This is a genomic window from Candidatus Avelusimicrobium sp., assembly GCF_051874775.1.
Taxonomy (GTDB): domain Bacteria; phylum Elusimicrobiota; class Elusimicrobia; order Elusimicrobiales; family Elusimicrobiaceae; genus Avelusimicrobium.
This window is the reverse complement of the sequence record NZ_JBJEGE010000002.1, coordinates 1-16,753: the sequence shown is the minus strand read 5'-3', so window position 1 is coordinate 16,753 and position 16,753 is coordinate 1. Positions and strand designations below refer to the sequence as shown.

19 protein-coding genes are annotated in these 16,753 nt (G+C 47.5%); 10 read left to right on the top strand and 9 right to left on the bottom strand.

The window, feature by feature from the left end; translation table 11 throughout:
- Nucleotides 1-190: 190 nt before the first annotated feature.
- Nucleotides 191-1,150, bottom strand: a complete 960-nt coding sequence (ftcD, locus tag ACI351_RS00120; RefSeq protein ID WP_439733231.1) for a glutamate formimidoyltransferase — start codon at nucleotides 1,148-1,150, stop codon at nucleotides 191-193.
- A 140-nt stretch (nucleotides 1,151-1,290) separates the two neighbouring features.
- Here ftcD and ACI351_RS00115 point away from each other — a divergent pair, with 140 nt between their 5' ends.
- Nucleotides 1,291-1,494, top strand: a complete 204-nt coding sequence (locus ACI351_RS00115) for a cold shock domain-containing protein (RefSeq protein ID WP_087288232.1) — start codon at nucleotides 1,291-1,293, stop codon at nucleotides 1,492-1,494.
- A gap of 89 nt (nucleotides 1,495-1,583) precedes the next feature.
- The gene (locus tag ACI351_RS00110) at nucleotides 1,584-2,948 is read left to right on the top strand and encodes an MATE family efflux transporter (protein WP_439733230.1); all 1,365 of its coding nucleotides are present in this window, start codon (nucleotides 1,584-1,586) and stop codon (nucleotides 2,946-2,948) included.
- Nucleotides 2,949-2,993: 45 nt separating this feature from the next.
- Here ACI351_RS00110 and dacB read toward each other — a convergent pair whose 3' ends face one another.
- Both dacB and ACI351_RS00100 read right to left on the bottom strand, forming a co-directional pair.
- The gene (gene dacB, locus ACI351_RS00105; RefSeq protein ID WP_439733229.1) at nucleotides 2,994-4,460 is read right to left on the bottom strand and encodes a D-alanyl-D-alanine carboxypeptidase/D-alanyl-D-alanine endopeptidase; all 1,467 of its coding nucleotides are present in this window, start codon (nucleotides 4,458-4,460) and stop codon (nucleotides 2,994-2,996) included.
- Nucleotides 4,461-4,527: 67 nt separating this feature from the next.
- Nucleotides 4,528-6,135, bottom strand: a complete 1,608-nt coding sequence (locus ACI351_RS00100; RefSeq protein WP_439733228.1) for a hypothetical protein — start codon at nucleotides 6,133-6,135, stop codon at nucleotides 4,528-4,530.
- A 142-nt stretch (nucleotides 6,136-6,277) separates the two neighbouring features.
- Here ACI351_RS00100 and ACI351_RS00095 point away from each other — a divergent pair, with 142 nt between their 5' ends.
- The 8 genes from ACI351_RS00095 to ACI351_RS00060 all read left to right on the top strand — a co-directional run bounded on the left by ACI351_RS00095 (nucleotide 6,278) and on the right by ACI351_RS00060 (nucleotide 12,132).
- Nucleotides 6,278-7,336, top strand: a complete 1,059-nt coding sequence (locus ACI351_RS00095; protein ID WP_439733227.1) for a M24 family metallopeptidase — start codon at nucleotides 6,278-6,280, stop codon at nucleotides 7,334-7,336.
- 2 nt (nucleotides 7,337-7,338) lie between these two features.
- Complete coding sequence (locus tag ACI351_RS00090; RefSeq protein ID WP_439733226.1) at nucleotides 7,339-8,403, top strand: M24 family metallopeptidase; 1,065 nt, start codon at nucleotides 7,339-7,341, stop codon at nucleotides 8,401-8,403.
- A gap of 34 nt (nucleotides 8,404-8,437) precedes the next feature.
- Nucleotides 8,438-9,004, top strand: a complete 567-nt coding sequence (gene efp / locus ACI351_RS00085) for an elongation factor P (protein WP_439733225.1) — start codon at nucleotides 8,438-8,440, stop codon at nucleotides 9,002-9,004.
- Nucleotides 9,004-9,483 (top strand): hypothetical protein, encoded by a 480-nt coding sequence (locus ACI351_RS00080; RefSeq protein ID WP_439733224.1) that lies wholly within the window; start codon nucleotides 9,004-9,006, stop codon nucleotides 9,481-9,483. Before efp ends, ACI351_RS00080 begins: the two co-directional genes overlap by 1 nt.
- Entirely contained in the window at nucleotides 9,480-9,818 is a 339-nt protein-coding gene (locus tag ACI351_RS00075; protein WP_439733223.1) for a DUF192 domain-containing protein, read from the top strand. Before ACI351_RS00080 ends, ACI351_RS00075 begins: the two co-directional genes overlap by 4 nt.
- Nucleotides 9,819-9,843: 25 nt before the next feature.
- A complete protein-coding gene (locus ACI351_RS00070; protein WP_439733222.1) occupies nucleotides 9,844-10,611 on the top strand; it encodes a hypothetical protein in 768 nt (255 codons plus the stop codon).
- A 109-nt stretch (nucleotides 10,612-10,720) separates the two neighbouring features.
- Nucleotides 10,721-11,317: a hypothetical protein gene (locus tag ACI351_RS00065; protein ID WP_439733221.1), complete on the top strand. Its 597-nt coding sequence runs from the start codon at nucleotides 10,721-10,723 to the stop codon at nucleotides 11,315-11,317.
- Between the two features lie 275 nt (nucleotides 11,318-11,592).
- Complete coding sequence (locus tag ACI351_RS00060; RefSeq protein ID WP_439733220.1) at nucleotides 11,593-12,132, top strand: type IV pilin protein; 540 nt, start codon at nucleotides 11,593-11,595, stop codon at nucleotides 12,130-12,132.
- Between the two features lie 72 nt (nucleotides 12,133-12,204).
- On the opposite strand, the gene ACI351_RS00055 is transcribed toward ACI351_RS00060, so the two are convergent.
- The 6 genes from ACI351_RS00055 to ACI351_RS00030 form a co-directional block, all read right to left on the bottom strand.
- Complete coding sequence (locus ACI351_RS00055; RefSeq protein ID WP_439733219.1) at nucleotides 12,205-12,741, bottom strand: DJ-1/PfpI family protein; 537 nt, start codon at nucleotides 12,739-12,741, stop codon at nucleotides 12,205-12,207.
- Entirely contained in the window at nucleotides 12,741-13,193 is a 453-nt protein-coding gene (locus ACI351_RS00050) for a C-GCAxxG-C-C family protein (protein WP_439733218.1), read from the bottom strand. The genes ACI351_RS00055 and ACI351_RS00050 overlap by 1 nt, the downstream gene beginning before the upstream one ends.
- Nucleotides 13,194-13,252: 59 nt before the next feature.
- The gene (gene metK / locus ACI351_RS00045) at nucleotides 13,253-14,413 is read right to left on the bottom strand and encodes a methionine adenosyltransferase (protein ID WP_439733217.1); all 1,161 of its coding nucleotides are present in this window, start codon (nucleotides 14,411-14,413) and stop codon (nucleotides 13,253-13,255) included.
- Nucleotides 14,414-14,548: 135 nt separating this feature from the next.
- Entirely contained in the window at nucleotides 14,549-16,003 is a 1,455-nt protein-coding gene (locus ACI351_RS00040; protein WP_439733216.1) for a M20/M25/M40 family metallo-hydrolase, read from the bottom strand.
- Nucleotides 16,000-16,443 carry a DUF192 domain-containing protein gene (locus tag ACI351_RS00035; protein WP_439733215.1) on the bottom strand — a complete coding sequence of 148 codons (444 nt, stop codon included), beginning with the start codon at nucleotides 16,441-16,443 and terminating at the stop codon, nucleotides 16,000-16,002. Before ACI351_RS00035 ends, ACI351_RS00040 begins: the two co-directional genes overlap by 4 nt.
- Before the next feature lie 128 nt (nucleotides 16,444-16,571).
- A partial coding sequence (locus ACI351_RS00030; protein ID WP_439733214.1) for a hypothetical protein occupies nucleotides 16,572-16,753 on the bottom strand: 182 nt, incomplete at its 5' end.

Here is a 16,753-nt window from a genome sequence, read left to right as displayed (position 1 = left end):
TGCGGGGGGAAGCAGCGCGTTACTTCATATAAATTATTACCGTTACTTGGGGGATTTGGGGCAGCAAACGGCATACTGTCAAATTATTGGAAATGATTTGGCGTTAGGACGGTTTTTGTGTGTTTCTCTGGGCGGAGTGGAAATCGGCACGGCGGCGGGGTTGCCCTTATATCGGATTTCTTTGTAAAAGTTAACCTCTCAAGTTGTATTCCAAAATCCGCTCTTTGACGTTGAAAGGGCGGATTTCGTTTAGCTTGAGTTCGCGTACGGCGGTTTCCAACAATACCGTGGTGTCCGCCTGCGCGGGCGCGTAAAAGCGGCCCGCATTTAAAAACGCTTCTTCCGGCGCAAGGCCGATGAGTTCGCTCCCCGTTACCAAGAGTCCGCGCCGTGCGGCTTCTTTTTTACACGCTTCAAACGCTTGCGCAAGGCCCGTCTTTCGGTAATCGGTTAAATTAAACGATACTTGCGTGCAGCAGTAGTCTTTCATATACCAGCCGATGGCCTTAACCGCGGGCAGGCCACCGTTTTTTTCGCGCAGGACGGACGCAATTTGTTTGGCGGCGGTTACCTCTGTGGTGTTTAAAGACACGTTAAACGCAATTAAAAAATTCCGCGCACCGATAACCGTTGCGCCCGTTTTTTGTATGCCCGCAGAAAATTCCCGCGGACCGAAATCGGGCGACAGTTCTTTCAGTTTTTGGGGCAGGCTTTCGTATTCGCCTTGGCGGATAAACGATAAATTCTTGCGCTGTGGCGTTTGCGCGTTTGCTTCGTACAGATAGACGGGAAGATTGAGTTTGTGCGCCGCTTCCCGCGCCAGTTTTTCCGCTTGGAGAGCGGCTTCTTTAAGCGTCATATTTTTGACGGGGATAAACGGGCAGACGTCCACTGCTCCAAGGCGCGGATGTGCGCCCGCGTGCGTACGCATATCAATATTTTCGATTGCCGCTTGGATAAGCGCAAACGCGCTTTGGCGTATATCGTCCGGATTGCCTGCCAGCGTAAACACGGTGCGGTTGGCGTCTGCGTTAGCATCAATATGCAAGAGCCGTGCAGATGAAGCGCTCCTTGCGGCGTCGGCAATGCGTTTTATGATTTTTTCGTCGCGCCCTTCGGATACGTTGGGGACGGTTTCCATTATTTTCATAAAACAATTATAAATTTTTTAAACTTTCCCCGCAGAAAATAATAATAATTTGTGTTATTTTTTTGGATTTATGCTACAATAACTATAGATACTTATTAAGTTTAAGTATCTGATAATTCATAAAAGGAAGTATTTGTAAAATGCCTAAAGGAAAAGTTAAGTGGTTTAATGACCAGAAAGGTTACGGATTTGTAACCCCCGAAGACGGTTCTAAAGATCTCTTTGTTCACTATCAGGAAATTCAGGGCGACGGTTTCAAAACCTTGGCCGAAGGTCAAGAAGTTGAATTCGAAGTCGTAGAATCCGAAAAAGGCCCGAAAGCCGTTAAAGTCGTCAAACTTTAATTTTTGGAAAGACTTTAAAAAGCCCGAGGGTTTTCCTCGGGCCTTTTTTCTGTCCTTATGTGCGGTTTTGTAGCAGGAGAATGCCGGAGATGAGTAAAAAGTATGCCCAAGCTTCCTTGGGGGAGTTATGGCATTTGGCGTATCCGTTAATCGTGTTAATGGCATCGCAGGTGGTAATGCAGTTTGCGGACCGGATGTTTTTGGCGTGGCATTCACACGATGCTTTGGCCGCGTGCGTTCCTGCCGGTGTACTGGCGATGACGTTCGGGTCTATATTTATGGGGCTGGCCAGTTATACAAGCGTGTTTATTTCGCAGTACTACGCAAAGAAAAAATATGCGTCGGTTACGGTGTCTCTGTGGCAGGGCGTATTTTTGGCGGTGATTTCTTCGCTTCTTTTGGCGGGCCTGACGCCTGTGGGTTTTGCGCTGATTAATGCGTTCGGGCACGATATACAAGTTCGCGTATTGGAACTTAAATACTTTGGCATTTTGAATTTATTTGGCGGAATTGCGGTAATCAATAATGCACTGGCCAGTTTTTTCAGCGGGCGCGGCCAAACCAAAATCCCAATGTGGACGACGCTCATCGGCAATTTGATAAACATCGGACTTGATTATGTGATGATTTTCGGCAAACTTGGTTTTCCCGAAATGGGTATTGCGGGGGCGGCGTGGGGAACAATTATCAGCCAAGGCACCATAACGGCAATGTTCGGCACGCTGATTTTTGCGCGTAAAACGCGTAAGGAGTATAAAATCAGTAAGCTGGCAGGTTTTTATAAGCCGGTGTTTTCGCGCCTTTTGCGTTTTGGGCTTCCTAACGGATTTGGTTTTTTGATGGATATTTTGTCTTTTACGCTGTTTACGTTTATGGTGGGTAATATTGATACGATTTCTCTGCAGGCAAGCAATGTTGTAATGTCAATGCAACCGGTGGTATTTACGGTTATTTTGGGGTTGGGAATAGGTATCCAAATTTTAGTCAGTAAATACCAAGGAATCAAACGGCCCGATTTAAGTGTGCGTGTAGTAAAAAATGCGTGTAAAATCGGTTATGTGTATGCGTTTGGCATCGGATTATCGTTTTTTTTCGGAGCGCCCTTTTTCGTAAATCTGTTTATTCCGCCTTTGTCGGCAGATGCGGCGGCGATTGCGGCCAAAACGTATCCGCTGATCAAACTGGTGAGTTTCTTTGTTATTTTTGACGCGACTTACTTGATTTTCGGCGAAGCCATCCGCGGAGCGGGCGATACCAAATTCTATATGTACGTAATGTTGTTTTGCGCGTGGGGAATGTTAATTCCGGGCACGTGGTACATCGTTTACAAATTGCACTTGTCCGTATTTTGGGTATGGAGCTGGCTGACGTTTTACGCCGGAGTAACAGCGGTACTGATGTGGTGGCGGTTCTTGCGCGGAAAGTGGAAAACCATTGTGGTTACGGCAGAATGATTTAAAATTCCGGAGCTTTAGGCTCCGGAATTTTTTGTGCCAAAATTATTCTTCCGGCAATTTCAATAGTTTTTTGATGATATCTTCGTGAATACGTAAAATCGCTTCGTCTTTATCGGCTAAATTGTTGGCCATTAATACAAACGCAATTTGTTTTCCGTTTTTATCTGTTGCATATCCGGCGGCGGTTTTTACGCCGTCAATCGTGCCGCCTTTTACGCGTACGCGGTTGACGGCTTTGTGGGGTTTTAAGAAACGTCTTAACAGAAGTAAATCGCCGCGGTCATCCGGTGTAGCGAGAGAATTATAATAATGAGTAAAGTTGGGGCTTGTAGTCATAAACGCAAGCGTACGCAGCAGCGTGCGCGGCGTGACTAAATTATCCCGCGCAAGTCCGCTTCCGTCATAGATGACAGTGTCTTGTGCTGCTGCTAATTTATTTTTTCGTAAAAATGTGTTTAATTCCTCTAATCCGTTTTTGATGCTTCCTTTTTTGCCGGCATATACGGCCAGCTGCCGCAGGAGCATATCCGCGTACAAATTAAAACTGCGTTTGTTTACGATGATTATAATATCTTTGAGTTTGGGCGACTGATATGTGTGTAATAACGCCATTGGCGTGTAATCGGGCGCGGTGCGTGTGGTTTTGATTTCACCCGTAAGGCGAATCCCTTGTTGTTGCATTTCTTCTTTAAGTGCATGGGCGGCAAAAAATGCCGGATCCGGCATTGCGGCGGAAATCGTAAAACCTGTTAAATTGGTGGGAATGGTGCCGTAAATTTCCAATTCGTTTTGACGCGGTGCACCGTAAACGTAGGCATTATCTTTTTTATTTTTTCCGTCGGTGGTTACAAAGCTGGTCAGCGTCAGTGCGGGGATTTTAGGGTCGGTGGCGGAAATTTCTGCCGGCTGCCCGTGGCGAAATTGAGGAGAAAAATGAATTTTAAACAAATTGTCGTTAAAAGAGAGCGGACTGGCCGGAGCGGCGTAATAATTGCCGATATTTTCCCAATTTACTTTAGGGGCGACGGACGGGCCTTCGAACAGAGAAACGTCTGCCACAAGATTTCCTTCCACGCGGGTAATGCCGGCATCTTTGACGGCTTGCGTCCATTTTTTCACGATAGTTTGCCACGTTTCTGCACCCTGTACCCGTGAGGAACCCAGCGTTGGGTCGCCTCCTCCCTGAAGGTAGAGGTTGCCGCGGAGTATGCCGTTTTCGTCCGGCAGGGTCTCGGCAAACAGTTTAGTTTGAAAGCGGTAGTCTGGCCCAAAAGTTTCCAGTGCGGCGGCGGTGGTCAGCAGTTTAAGCGCGGAGGCAGGCGTTAGACGGGTCCCTGCGTTAACGGAAAAAATTTCCGTATCCGGCGTATCCGTATAAGCGGCCGCTCCTCCCCACAAGGCGCCGTTTAAAATGGGATGCTGTAAGCGGGCGGAAACATACTCCTGTACTGTTTGTGCGGAGACGGATAGAGTAGCGCAAATATAAATAAATAATAAAAAATACCGCATATATATAAAATATCAAAATTTAATCAAAAAAACCGCCCCATTACGTTCGGGGCGGCAAGCGTTCAAATTAGTTAAACCAAGGGTACCATTTGTCCCGATCTCGGATGTTGATAAGCAGCGACAGCGCCAGCATATCGCGTGCATTTAAGGCTTGGGGTTTGTCCAAGGTGCACGTGAATTTGTCAAACGCTTGATGTGCGTTTTGAATGGTACCGGAGGAATCCATTTGCCCTAAAATTCGGTAGTCAGCCCGCAGCAGCCCCCACAGGTGTCCGCAAAGTTTACGCAAAACAGCACGGACGGCCGAGGTTTCTGTTACGTTTGCGAGCAGGTGTCCTTCCCGATCAAACAGTTCCCAGCGGCGGCATACGGAAAAACGCTTGCGCGCAACGGTTAACACGTCTTTAGAACGGGCAAAATAAATTTCGTATTTTTCTTGTGTCAGTCCGAATCCTTTTTGTAACACTACCGCTGCTTTTTGACCTTTGCGGTCAAACAATGTAATTTCCCGAAGCACAAGCTGGGACCATACAATCCCGCAGAAAAATACCAGTAATCCCAGCGGAATTGCCAGCGAGCAAGCGGAGTAGACGGTATTGTACACAAATGCACCCACGGGCAGAAGGTTAGCGTTTTCGCAGAGGCCGGCGGCGGCCAGCGTAAGAAACGTTACCAGTATCAACAGCAATCCGCCAAATAAGAACACGCTGTCCCACCGTAAGGAGAGCGACGTAAGGATGTTGCCTTGGTTATCTCTGGCGCGGAAAATTAAAGAAGGCGTACCGTACAGCCGCGCAAAACGGATGGGGTATAAAGAGTTGGGGTTTACCGGCGCCTCGGGCGGTGTGCGGCGGATAAACACGCGGACGCCCAATGCGGCTGCCTGCAAACAAGCGTATAAGAAAATAAGCGCCACAAGTGCGTCAAATCCGTGCCTCATTTGCCGTACGTATGGCGGCATATTGGCAGATAGAAGCGTGTTGGCTTTCATATGTGAAAGCTGTTTTTTGAGCTTTGTTAATACATTCGGACGTGGTGTCTTCTTTACAGGTTTAGCGGATTGTTCGGGGAAGGAGACCGCTTCCGCGGGGGCGTTCAAAGTTTCTTCTTCTACCGTGGGCAGTGCGGTAATATCATATGCGCGCGGATCGTTAACCGCCATTTCCAGCGCGAGAGTTTCTCCTTTGGTTTTGCTGGGAGAAATAAACGAAAAAATTAAATCCGTTTCCGCGTACGATAAATCTTTGGCCAAAATGGAATACGCTTTGCCGTTAATTAAAAAATAGCCTGCGCCAAAATCATTTTTCGGCGTAAAGAAATTGATGTAGAAAAAGGGCTCGCCTGTGGAAAATTCAATGCGCCTGATTTCTTCGCCCGTATATGTATTGCCCACCACCTGCATTTTTTTGCGTTTGACGTCAATTAAGTCTGCGTTTATTTTTTCTTCTATACACGTTTCGGTGGTGCAGTCCGTGGTCTTAACGTCCAAGCGGGAAGATTTTTTTTGAATGGAAAGCACGCTGTTTGCGGGCGGGTTGGTAACCGCGGCCCAACCCGAAGGCATATCCAACGTGAATGCCCCGTCGGAAGATGTGAAAGTTCCACCCTGCGCTGTTAGGGCGCCGCAGAGCAGTAAACAAGCCAAAACCGTTTTTAAAAAGAGGCGGTGTGCCATATTTGGTTATTATATTAAATTTTGGCGCAGTTTTAACGTCTTATCGTTTCTACGCGTGCGGAAACTTTGGCAATTGTGATTGTGGGGTAGATTTAAAATTGATATCATATAAGTGTATATGAAGTTTTAACTGGAGTATATTATGACAGAAAAGAACGGTGCGTCCTCGCGCTTGTCGGCTTTGCGCAAGATGATGCACAAAAATAAGCTGGACGGTCTTATTGTTACCAATAATTTGGACCAGCTGTATTTAACGAATTTCTTTTTTTATCCGGAGGAGACGGTTCTGTTGGTAACCGGAAAGGCAGTAGTGTGTTTTACGCGCGAATTGTATATTCAGCCGTTCGGAAAATTCGCTCCCCAAATAAAAGTTGTCGGAAGTGAAACGCGTACGGCGGCGGCTTTGGCGAAAGCCAAAGAATTGGGGTTGAAACGCGTTGGGTTCGACGCGGCAAAAGAATCGTACCAAAACGGGAAGATGATGTGCGCCGCCGGCTGTATAGAGGTGGGTATGTTTATTTCCAAACTGCGTGAAACCAAAGACGCGGCGGAATTGAAACTGATGCGCGAATCCAACCGTATTGCTTACCTTGCGTATGAATACGTTAAGCCCCGCGTGAAAACCGGAATGACGGAAAGTGAACTGGCTGCCGAACTGGAACGGTTTATGCGCGCGAAAGGCGCATCCAACCCATCGTTTTCAACGATTGTTTGCTTTGGCGAAAATTCCGCTAATCCGCACCACGAAACGGGCAACCGGAAGTTAAAAGCAAATGATGCGGTGCTCATTGATTTCGGCTGTATCTACAAAGGCTATTGTTCTGACATTACCCGCAGCTGGTGGCACGGCAACAACGAACCCGCCGAATATAGGAAGATTTGGAACATTGTGGATAAAGCGCGTAAAGCGGGTATAAAAGCCGTTAAAGCGGGCGTTGCCAATAAAGACGTGGACGCGGCTGCACGTAACGTGATTGCGGAGGCGGGATACGGCGCATTTTTTACGCACCGTACCGGCCACGGCGTAGGGATTGAAATTCACGAAAACCCCTATAACAGCCAGACCGCCCAGTCTGTGTTGCAAGAGGGAAATGTCGTAACAGTGGAACCCGGCATTTATCTGCCCCAAAAGTATGGCGTACGTTTAGAAGATACGATGTTTACTTCCAAAACCGGTGCTAAAATTTTAACAAGGAAATAATTGTGGCGATTAAAGATTTGGCCTCCGTGCGTATGAAGAATTTCCGCCGCGTATTAAAAGCCGCGGGTTTGGACGGATATTTAACCGTTTCCCCATTGGAACAACGGTATTTGTCCGGTATAGAATTATCCGAGGGAGAAGCCGTTTTTTTGATGACTCCCGCTAAAGCATATTGTATTACGAAAAAGCTGATTGTCAGCAAAATGACGCCCGTTGCCGCATTTTTGAAAACAGAGGATGTTCCATACGGCACAATGCTGGAAGGGGCGATTGCCAAGATTAAAAAGTTGGGTTTAAAAGGTGTATCGTTTGATCCGGCACTTGTTGATTTTGAGACGGGAAGCAAACTGGCAAAAGAAGGTTTTTCCCATGCGGACGGTTTAATCAGCCAGATGCGTTTGCAAAAATACGATGACGAACTCGCACGGCTTAAAAAAGCGTGTAAAATTGCGGCTGAAGCGTTTGAAGAAGTAAAACCGCAAATTAAAACGGGAATGACGGAGGAGGACGTGCGCGTGCTGATGGCGGTGGCTATGTGCAAACGCGGAGCGGATTCCATTCCGTTTAATATCGTTTGTTTCGGCGAGAATACCGCTGATGCTCACCATACGCCTTCTAAAAAACGTAAATTAAAAGCAAGCGAGGCCGTGCTGATGGATTTTGGTTGTTTTTACGAGGGGTATACGTCTGATATGACGCGCAGTTGGTGGCACGGCAAAAACGAACCCGCCGAATATAAAAAAATTTGGAATATTGTGAACAAAGCCCGTACGGCAGGTGTAAAAGCTTTGCGCGCCGGTATAACTGCGGGCGAAGTGGACGCGGCTTGCCGTCAAGTGATTGAAGCCGCGGGATATGGCAAAGAATTTTTCCATACCACGGGCCACGCTATCGGCCTTGTGGAACACGACCGGCCTATTTTGCGCTCCGGCGCGCCGGACGTATTGGAAGAAAATTACGTAGTAACGGTGGAGCCCGGCATTTATTTTGAAAATAAATGGGGTGTCCGTCTAGAGGACAGTTTTCTGGTTACGAAAACAGGCTCTAAAAAATTGACGCATAAATAGATTCGGGCTCCGGCCCCATAACGAGGTATAACTTATGTTAAGCACAACTCAATTTCGCGAAGGACTTATTTTTGAAGACGAAAACGGCCAGTTGGTGGAAATTATTGAATTTCAGCACCACCGTAAAAGCCAAGCTCGCGCGGTAGTACGCGTGAAACTGCGTAATATTAACACCGGTTCGATGATTGAAACCGCCTACCGTCCCGAGGATAAATTTAAAGAGGTGGAAGTGGAAAAACGTCCGTTTACGTATTTGTATACTGCCGGTAATATGGCTACGTTTATGAACTCCGAAACCTACGATCAAGTGGAAGTAGAAACCACAAAACTAGGTGATTTGACCAAATACTTAAAAGACAATATGGAGGCTACCGGTATCTATATCAACGATAGTCTCTTTAATGTGGAACTGCCTATTAAAGTTCCCTTGAAAATTGCGTCTACCGTTCCGGGGGTGAAAGGCAACACCGTAGCCAACACTACCAAAGAAGCGACACTGGAAACCGGTGCCGTGATTAAAGTGCCGCTTTTTATCAATGAAGGCGACGTAGTGCTCGTAGATACCCGCAACGGCAGCTACGTAGAACGCGTGGCTGCGTAATGCGTTTTTGGGGGCGCGCGTTTTTTGTATTGGCTGCAGTGTTTGGCTGTTCGTGGAACTTGCGCGCCCTAACCGTTTCGTACGGTTCATTTTTTGAAGTATCAGGCGTTGTTCGAGCGGCGGATAAAGTGTTGCTTCCGCTTACCCGCGGTAAGTATGCTAACATCCGCGTTTTAACAAGGGAAACACTTGATGTTGTAAAAAACTGTTCGGAGTCTTGCGTGCAGGACGCTGGCGCCGGTGAAATAAAAATAGAAGACTTTCGCGCCGCCAAAACGAGCGGCGGAATGTGGATTGCGGACGTATCGGTTGACGGACGTTGGCTGATTACGTTTTTAATTTTTCAGAATAAGAACGGATACGGGATAAAGCCGCCGGATGAAGTCCAATTTTTAGACAAAATCTTGCTCGTCCGTACGGAACGAGCGTTGGCGGCGTTGGCAGATGAATTCCGTGCCCAAGAGGAATACCCTTTATGAAGTGTACATTAAAACGTACCGGTGAAATCTTAGTCGCTGAAGTGGAACTGGCTAATACGTATTTTACGCGTTTAAAAGGGTTGATGTTCCGTAAGCATTTGGCAGCCGGAAACGGGCTTTTATTGGATCCGTGCCCGCAAATTCACACGTGTTTTATGCGTTTTGATATTGACGCCGTTTTTGTAGATAAAAACGGGACGGTTTTATATGTGAAAGAAAATATGAAGCCGTGGCGTTTCGGCCGTTTTGTGCGCGGTTCGCGTCGTACGCTGGAACTGGCGGGCGGCACTTTAAAAGGCCGTGTGCGTGAAGGAGATGAACTCGTTTTTAATTGATTTTATTTGTTTTAGAGAGGTTACAATGAAGATTCAACACTTGCTTTTGGCGTTTGCCGTTTGCGTTTTATGTACGTGCGGCGCATCGGCACGGAACGTGTGGGATGATTTCGGTTCAAATGTTACGCGGCAAAACGTCCGTGCTTTTACCAAAGACTTGGGCGGCCTGATTGGATCAGGCACCTATACTACGGGCCGTATTTTGGGTTGGGGCGGATTTCAAATCGGTCCGCGCGGGAGTATGGTTTTTAAAATGAGTGAAGCCAACGGGGATACTTTTGCCGAAAGACAGAAAACCGCTTTGGGTAACAGAGACGAAGTGGGGGAAGTGTTTTATCCTTGGCTGCAGGCCGATATTGGGATGCCGTTTCGCATTGATGGATTTATCCGTGCCAGCAGTTACCAAGGCTTGACGATTGCCGGCGGGGGCTTAAGATGGGGGATTACTCGCCCGAATGAAATGTTGGGCTCATTTCAACCGATGCTTGTGGTGGCGGCCCACAGCGCAAGTGCGCGTGATTTTTCCGCATCGCATTATAATGCAAGTTTAGTGCTGTCGATGAAATTTAAATATTTTGTTCCCTATATCGGCGGCGGGGTGGATTATACGACGCTCAATATTAACCGTGCAGATTTGGATGGGTTTTTGGTAGGAGAGCGCGAACATACGGCCACCGCACGTGCTACTGCCGGATTTAATTTTAAACTGCCGTCTTATTTGGATCTTAGCCTTGCTGCTAACTACGCTTATTACGGGTTGGGAGCGGAAGCGTCGCTTTCCTTTCGGTTTTGATACAGATTGCGTTTAGGTCCGTACCCAATAAAAAATGGGTCTTTTGACCCTTGTTTTAGCACTGTGTAAAGGATTAAATATAAATATATTCGGTAGAAAAGGAGATTTTATGAAAATCGGCAAGTATGCAGGCATATTCGTTTTATCGGCTGTTTGTTTGGCCTTTGGTGTACACGGCGAGGCACAGACACAAAAAGAATTAACGAATAAAGTATCCCGCCAAGCTGCAGAAGCACAAAAACAGAATAATGTAACAGGGACACGTGCAAAAGCTGAGGCTGAAGCTGTTAAGGCGCGGCAAGCTGAAATTGAGAAATTGCTGGGACCGGCTGTAGCCGTTATGGAAAAACATGATTTTGATCCGGCCTACTTGGGTGAAGCGTTAAGCGCCTGGATTCCGCAGGCAATGGTAAATGCCAAAGAAGCCAAGATGAGGGAACAAGGGCAGGAAATTTCTGAACCCGTTGAGCTGAGTGTTGAGGAAATGCGCGCTGCGCAATATGCGGTTTTTGTAGCGCTTCCTTCAACATATAACGTAAACCCGATATATACTACGGAATATATTAACGCCCATCCGGTAGAGAACTGGTCGCGCTATCGGGCTTATTGTGTGCGCGCGTTGGAGTTGGTGGGGAAAGCGTTGGAAGGGATTGCCCAAGAAGAAAAGAATTTCGAGTATACCTATCTCAAAGCGTATACCCATTAATTTGATTGCTTTTTTTGAACCCCCCGCCGTATTAACGGCGGGGGGTCTTTTGTTAAGCGGCATTTCTAAAATAGTGTGGTTCAACGAATCGTAAGAGTGCGGACAAGAAGGGAGCCCCTGCCTCTGGGTCTTGACCCGTTTTTTTTTTTTGATATGATAGGGTTATTCCGTAGGTTTTTTGCGTGGGCTCTTTCGGTTGTGGTTTATTGCGTTAAAATCGGTAGATCCTGAGCAGAAGCGACTCAGAATGACCTTTTTAAATGGAGGAAAATAAAATGAAAGGTTTTATGTTTAGCCGTTATCCTGAATTTATTTCAGGATCCAGTAACAAAGGTTTTACGCTGATAGAATTGTTGGTTGTTGTACTTATCATTGGTATCTTATCGTCGGTAGCGCTGCCGCAGTACACGAAAGCGGTGGAAAAAAGCCGTGCGACGGAAGCGTGGTCCACGTTAAAATCTATTTATGCGGCTAATTCTGTCTATATAATGGGAGGAAATCCAAACGGAGCAAACTCTTGGGCGGAGTTGGATTTGTCGTTTACTGATGAAAATGGACAAGTTGTTTCTTCTGGAAGCGAGTTTAATACAAAAAATTGGTCGTATTATGTTCACGATGCCGGGTGCGGAGACAGTACATATGCCCCCAGCGCAACTCGGAGAAATTCCAATGATACCTATGTTTTACGATATTGTAATGGCCATCGCCAATGTGAGGACAATAAATCCGGCGCAGTTTGCAAAAAAATAGGTATGGGAAAATCAGATGCTTGTATTACCGGACGATTAAACGGCGGAAGTTGCTATACAGATTAGTTTTAGATGAGAATAAATCCCCCGATATATAGATCGGGGGATAGTTATTTTTGTGAGTTTTTGCTTTGTGGCTTATTTATAATAGATTTCTTTTTTCGTTTGGTCCGCAGTTTCTTTGCCGGCCGCCGCTTCCAAAATCAAAAATCCGAAATCAATCGTAGCCGCCGCGCTTTTGCCGGTAATGAGGTTCCCGTCTCGCACGGCGTAACCGTCCTGATATTCGCCGCCGAAATCCTCGTTCATCGCGGTAAAACACGTGTATTTTTTGCCTTTTAGATAGCCGGCGCGGCCTAAAATCGTCGGGCCGGCGCAAATGGCGGCTACCAGTTTGCCCGCGTCTATAAACTGTTTGATAATCGCCTGTACGTCTTGGCTGGCTTCCAGCGCTTTGTATTCCGGCCCACCCGGGATAACGAGTGCGCCGTATTCTTCTGCATTGAATTGCGAAAACGGCCGCAGATTCGTAACCGTCAGCCCGAAGCGGCCCGTGGCGTCTTTATCCAACAGCGAGTAGACGTCTACGGTAAGGCCGCCGCGGCGCAAGATGGCGTAGGTGCCAACGGCTTCGATTTCTTCAAATCCGTCTGTTACAATCATACAAATTTTCATTATTCTTCCTCCGGTGAACGATCTTCGTACGGGTCAAAAAGCCCCGGGAACAGTTGGTCCTCCACAATGCGCGCGCAATCGGCCACGCAGCCGCGGCAGGAACGCAGACGGTCGGTTTTGCCGTCCGTTCCGCGCAGAAGAGCGCAGCAGGAAGTGGTGTTCCAGTTTTCAAACTGTTTAATCATATGGCCGCCCAAATCAAAGGTGGAAAATTTGGTGGCGGGGGCCTGCATATTGCCGTCGCTGTTTTTGAGTCCGGCCAGCATCATCATCGCGCAAACGGAACCGCACATTTCGTACCGCTTGGCGATACCAAGCCCGTAGGCTTCCGCGGCGCGAAAGGCTGTTTTTTCGTCCATATCCAAGAGGTCGCAATAGGTGCAGGCAACGGCTTGTGCACAGTTATAACCGTTTTTGTGGCGGTTTTTGGCAAGTTGTACGCGGGATTTCATAGGTTTGTTCCTCGTGTTGTTCAAAAAATCCCGAAGGGCGGCTGCCCTTCGGGGAGATATTATTTTGCGGCTTTTTGGAGCGCGTTTACTTTATCCGTTTTTTCCCAAGCGAATTCTTCGCGGCCGAAATGGCCGTAGGCCGCCGTGGGGCAATAGATGGGACTCCTTAATTTAAAGTGCTCAATGATACCGCGCGGCGTAAGCGGGAAAAGCTTGCGGGCGATTTGTGCCAGTTTTTCATCCGGCAATACGCCTGTTCCGTCGGTATCTACATAGAATCCGACGGGCTCTTCGCGCCCGATAGCGTACGCGATTTGCACGGTGCATTCGTGCGCCAGTTTTGCCGCCACGAGGTTTTTGGCAATATAGCGCGCCATATACGCAGCAGATCGGTCCACTTTCGTCGGATCCTTGCCGGAAAACGCTCCGCCGCCGTGCGGGCAGCGTCCGCCGTAGGTGTCTACGATGATTTTGCGTCCGGTCAGACCGGTGTCGGACTGCGGGCCGCCGATCACGAATTTACCCGTGGGGTTGATGTAGATTTTGGTATTTTTATCTATCCATTTTTGGATAGCGGGCGAAATAGCCGCCGCTTCTATCTCTTTTTTGGATTTTTCGGTAATTTTATTGCCGGATTTGTCCAAAATTTCTTCGGTGTGTTGGGTGGAAATGACTACCGTGTCCACGCGGATGGGTTTGCCGTCTTGATATTCCACGGTTACCTGACTTTTTGCGTCGGGCCCCAGATAGGGCAGCCTTCCCGAGGTGCGCGCTTTTTCCAGATTTTTCAAAATTTCGTGGGATAAAACGAGCGAAAGCGGCATAAATTCTTTGGTTTCGTTTACGGCGTATCCCACCATAAGGCCTTGGTCTCCCGCGCCGCCTACGTCTACGCCTTGGCTGATGTCGGGCGATTGCTTGCCGATGACATTGACTACCGCGCAGGTTTTATAGTTAAAACCGTATTTGGCGTCATTATAACCGATATTTTTGATAACATCGCGCGCAATTTGTTCTACATCTACCCACGTACGGGTGGTAATTTCCCCGCCGATGACTACCAATCCGCGCGTAATATACGTTTCGCAGGCTACACGGGCGGTTTTGTCTTTCTTTAAAATTTCGTCCAAAATAGCGTCGGAAATTTGGTCGCAGACTTTGTCCGGATGTCCTTTTGAGACGGACTCAGACGTGAAAAAGCATTTTCCTTGTTTAATCATACAATATGCGGAACCAGATTAAATTTGAGGGGGATGGCGGTTCCTATTCATATTATACCACTTGTACCCCCTTACTCTACAGCGTTTTTAGCAAAAAAAGCCGCATTTTATCTGCGGCTTGTAGGAAATTGTCGGTTAGTTTGTGGCCGTATCGTTTGTGGGAAGTGTGTTTAGTGGCGTAAGCGGAAGTAAGTCTTTGCCGTAGGCAAAATCAAATACGATTCCGGAAATAAACCGGAGCTGGTTGAAAAAATCTTGTTCGCTGATAAATTCATCCGGTGTGTGGGCGGTGTTGTCGGCCAGCGGATCCATATCCGGCCCCAATCCGTAGGTAATAACGCCTTTTTTGCGTAAAAACTCGTTGTCGCCAGAAGCAGGACTCATCCCCGGTACTGTAATGGCATTGGGCAGCAATTTGCCCGCCGTTTTAGAAATGGACGCAAACAATTCATCCGTGCCGTCCATCGGCGCGGGAAAAGGCGTCTGGGGGCGTTCCAGAATTTCCAGACTGATGTTTTCGTTTCCTTCAAACAGTTTTTTGAGATTCTCGAAAAATTCGTCCGGATCCGATTCCGGCAGCAGCCGCACATTGATGACGGCGCTGGCTTCTCCGCCTGTGGAGCCTGTATCTTTACTGGCGGAGAGAATAGTAGGGTTTAAAGTATCTTTTAATTGTGAACGGAAGAACGGGTCTAGCGCCATAATTTCGGCGGCAGAGTCTTGATTTTGCGGGGATCCGGAAAGCAGAAAATTAATGGTAGTGCGGCCGTCCTCGTCTTGTAATGGGGCGATGGCTTTGAAAAAGGCACGCGCGGTGGACGTGATTTTAGCGGGAGGATCGTAGGCGGCAATTTTGGCGAGCGCCTGTGAAAGCAAGTAGACGGCGTTGTCGTTTACCGGCATAGAGGAGTGTACCCCCGTCCCGTAAGCAGTTACTTTGACGTTCATATACATTTTGGTGGATGCTTCGGCAAAGATAATATCGGTGCCGCCTTTATTTTTGATAATTCCGCCGCCCTCGTTCAGCGCAAATCCCGCATTGATTTTGTCCCAATGTTCGCCGCCGAGCCATAAAATCCCCGTTTCACTACCGGATTCTTCGCCGGAGGTCGCCAAGAAAATGATGTCGCGCTGGGGGAAAATTTCTTGGTCTTTTAGCCACGTGAATAATGCAAGGTAAGCCGCGGTATAATTTTTGGCGTCCGTTGCACCCAAGCCGTAGATATTGCCGTTTTCAACGGTGGCTTTGAAAGGCGGATAGCTCCAGCCTTCAGCAGCGGGAGCTGTATCCAAATGCGAAATAAGCAAAAGCGGTTTTTTTGACGGATCACTCCCTTTTATGCGGGCCATCAGATTGGCGCGCCCTTTGTTGGGGATAAAAATATCCCAGTCTATTTGGTGTTTGTTCAGTTCTTTATATAGATAACGTGCTGCGGATATTTCATCCGGTTCCGGAAGAGAGGTATCGATATTGATGAGATTAATTAAATGACGTTTGGCTTCTTGATTAAGCGCGGTCCACGGGTCCTGCTCCGCGTGTGCGGACAAGAAACAGAAGCCAAGAAGAAAAGCCAAAGCCGTTTTTTTCATTTTTTCTCCGGCAGCGAAAACGCAAGTTTTGCGCCTTCTTTTACCCCGTGTTTGGCGGCCGTTTTGGCGGGCAGTTCTAGCACATACTGTCCCAAGCCTGTGACGCGGGGAATGTCATAATCAGGCGTATAGGTATAGGTGTGTTCTACATCCTCTGCGACGGAGAAAACGGTTTTATCCGCCAAAATAAATACCATATCCAAATTAATCAGCGTATTTTTCATCCAAAATTGCTGGAGTTCGTCCTCATCGGATACAAAAAGCATTCCCTCATTTTCAGGCAGGTGTTTGACGAACATCAACCCTTTTTCTTTTTTTTCAGGGGTATCGGCTACACGGGCTTTAACGGTAAAACCGTCCGGCAGCGTAATGGTAACGGTTTGGTATTTGGTGCACGCGCAGAGGCAGAGCGCGGCAAGTAAAAGAGAAAATTTTTTCATATAAACAAGTGTAGCAAATTAACGCCTGTCCGTGCGGGGTAAAGAGAATACTGTATGGTTGTATTTTACCCGCCCTTTGTCCTGTTTATAAAAAGTGTTCTGCTGTTGCCGTGGTTGTTTTGCAGGCCTTAACCTGTATATACAATCCGTTTCGTACAGAGAAAGCATTTTATTTGTCCGAGCCGCAGGCGAGTTGTAAAATGCGCCGTACGAAACTGGATTTTATGGGTACGGCCTGCGAGTTTTTTGCTTACTTTTTTGTCGATACAAAAAGTAAGGTAAACTTTTGCTTCTTTTCGAAAGAAAAAGA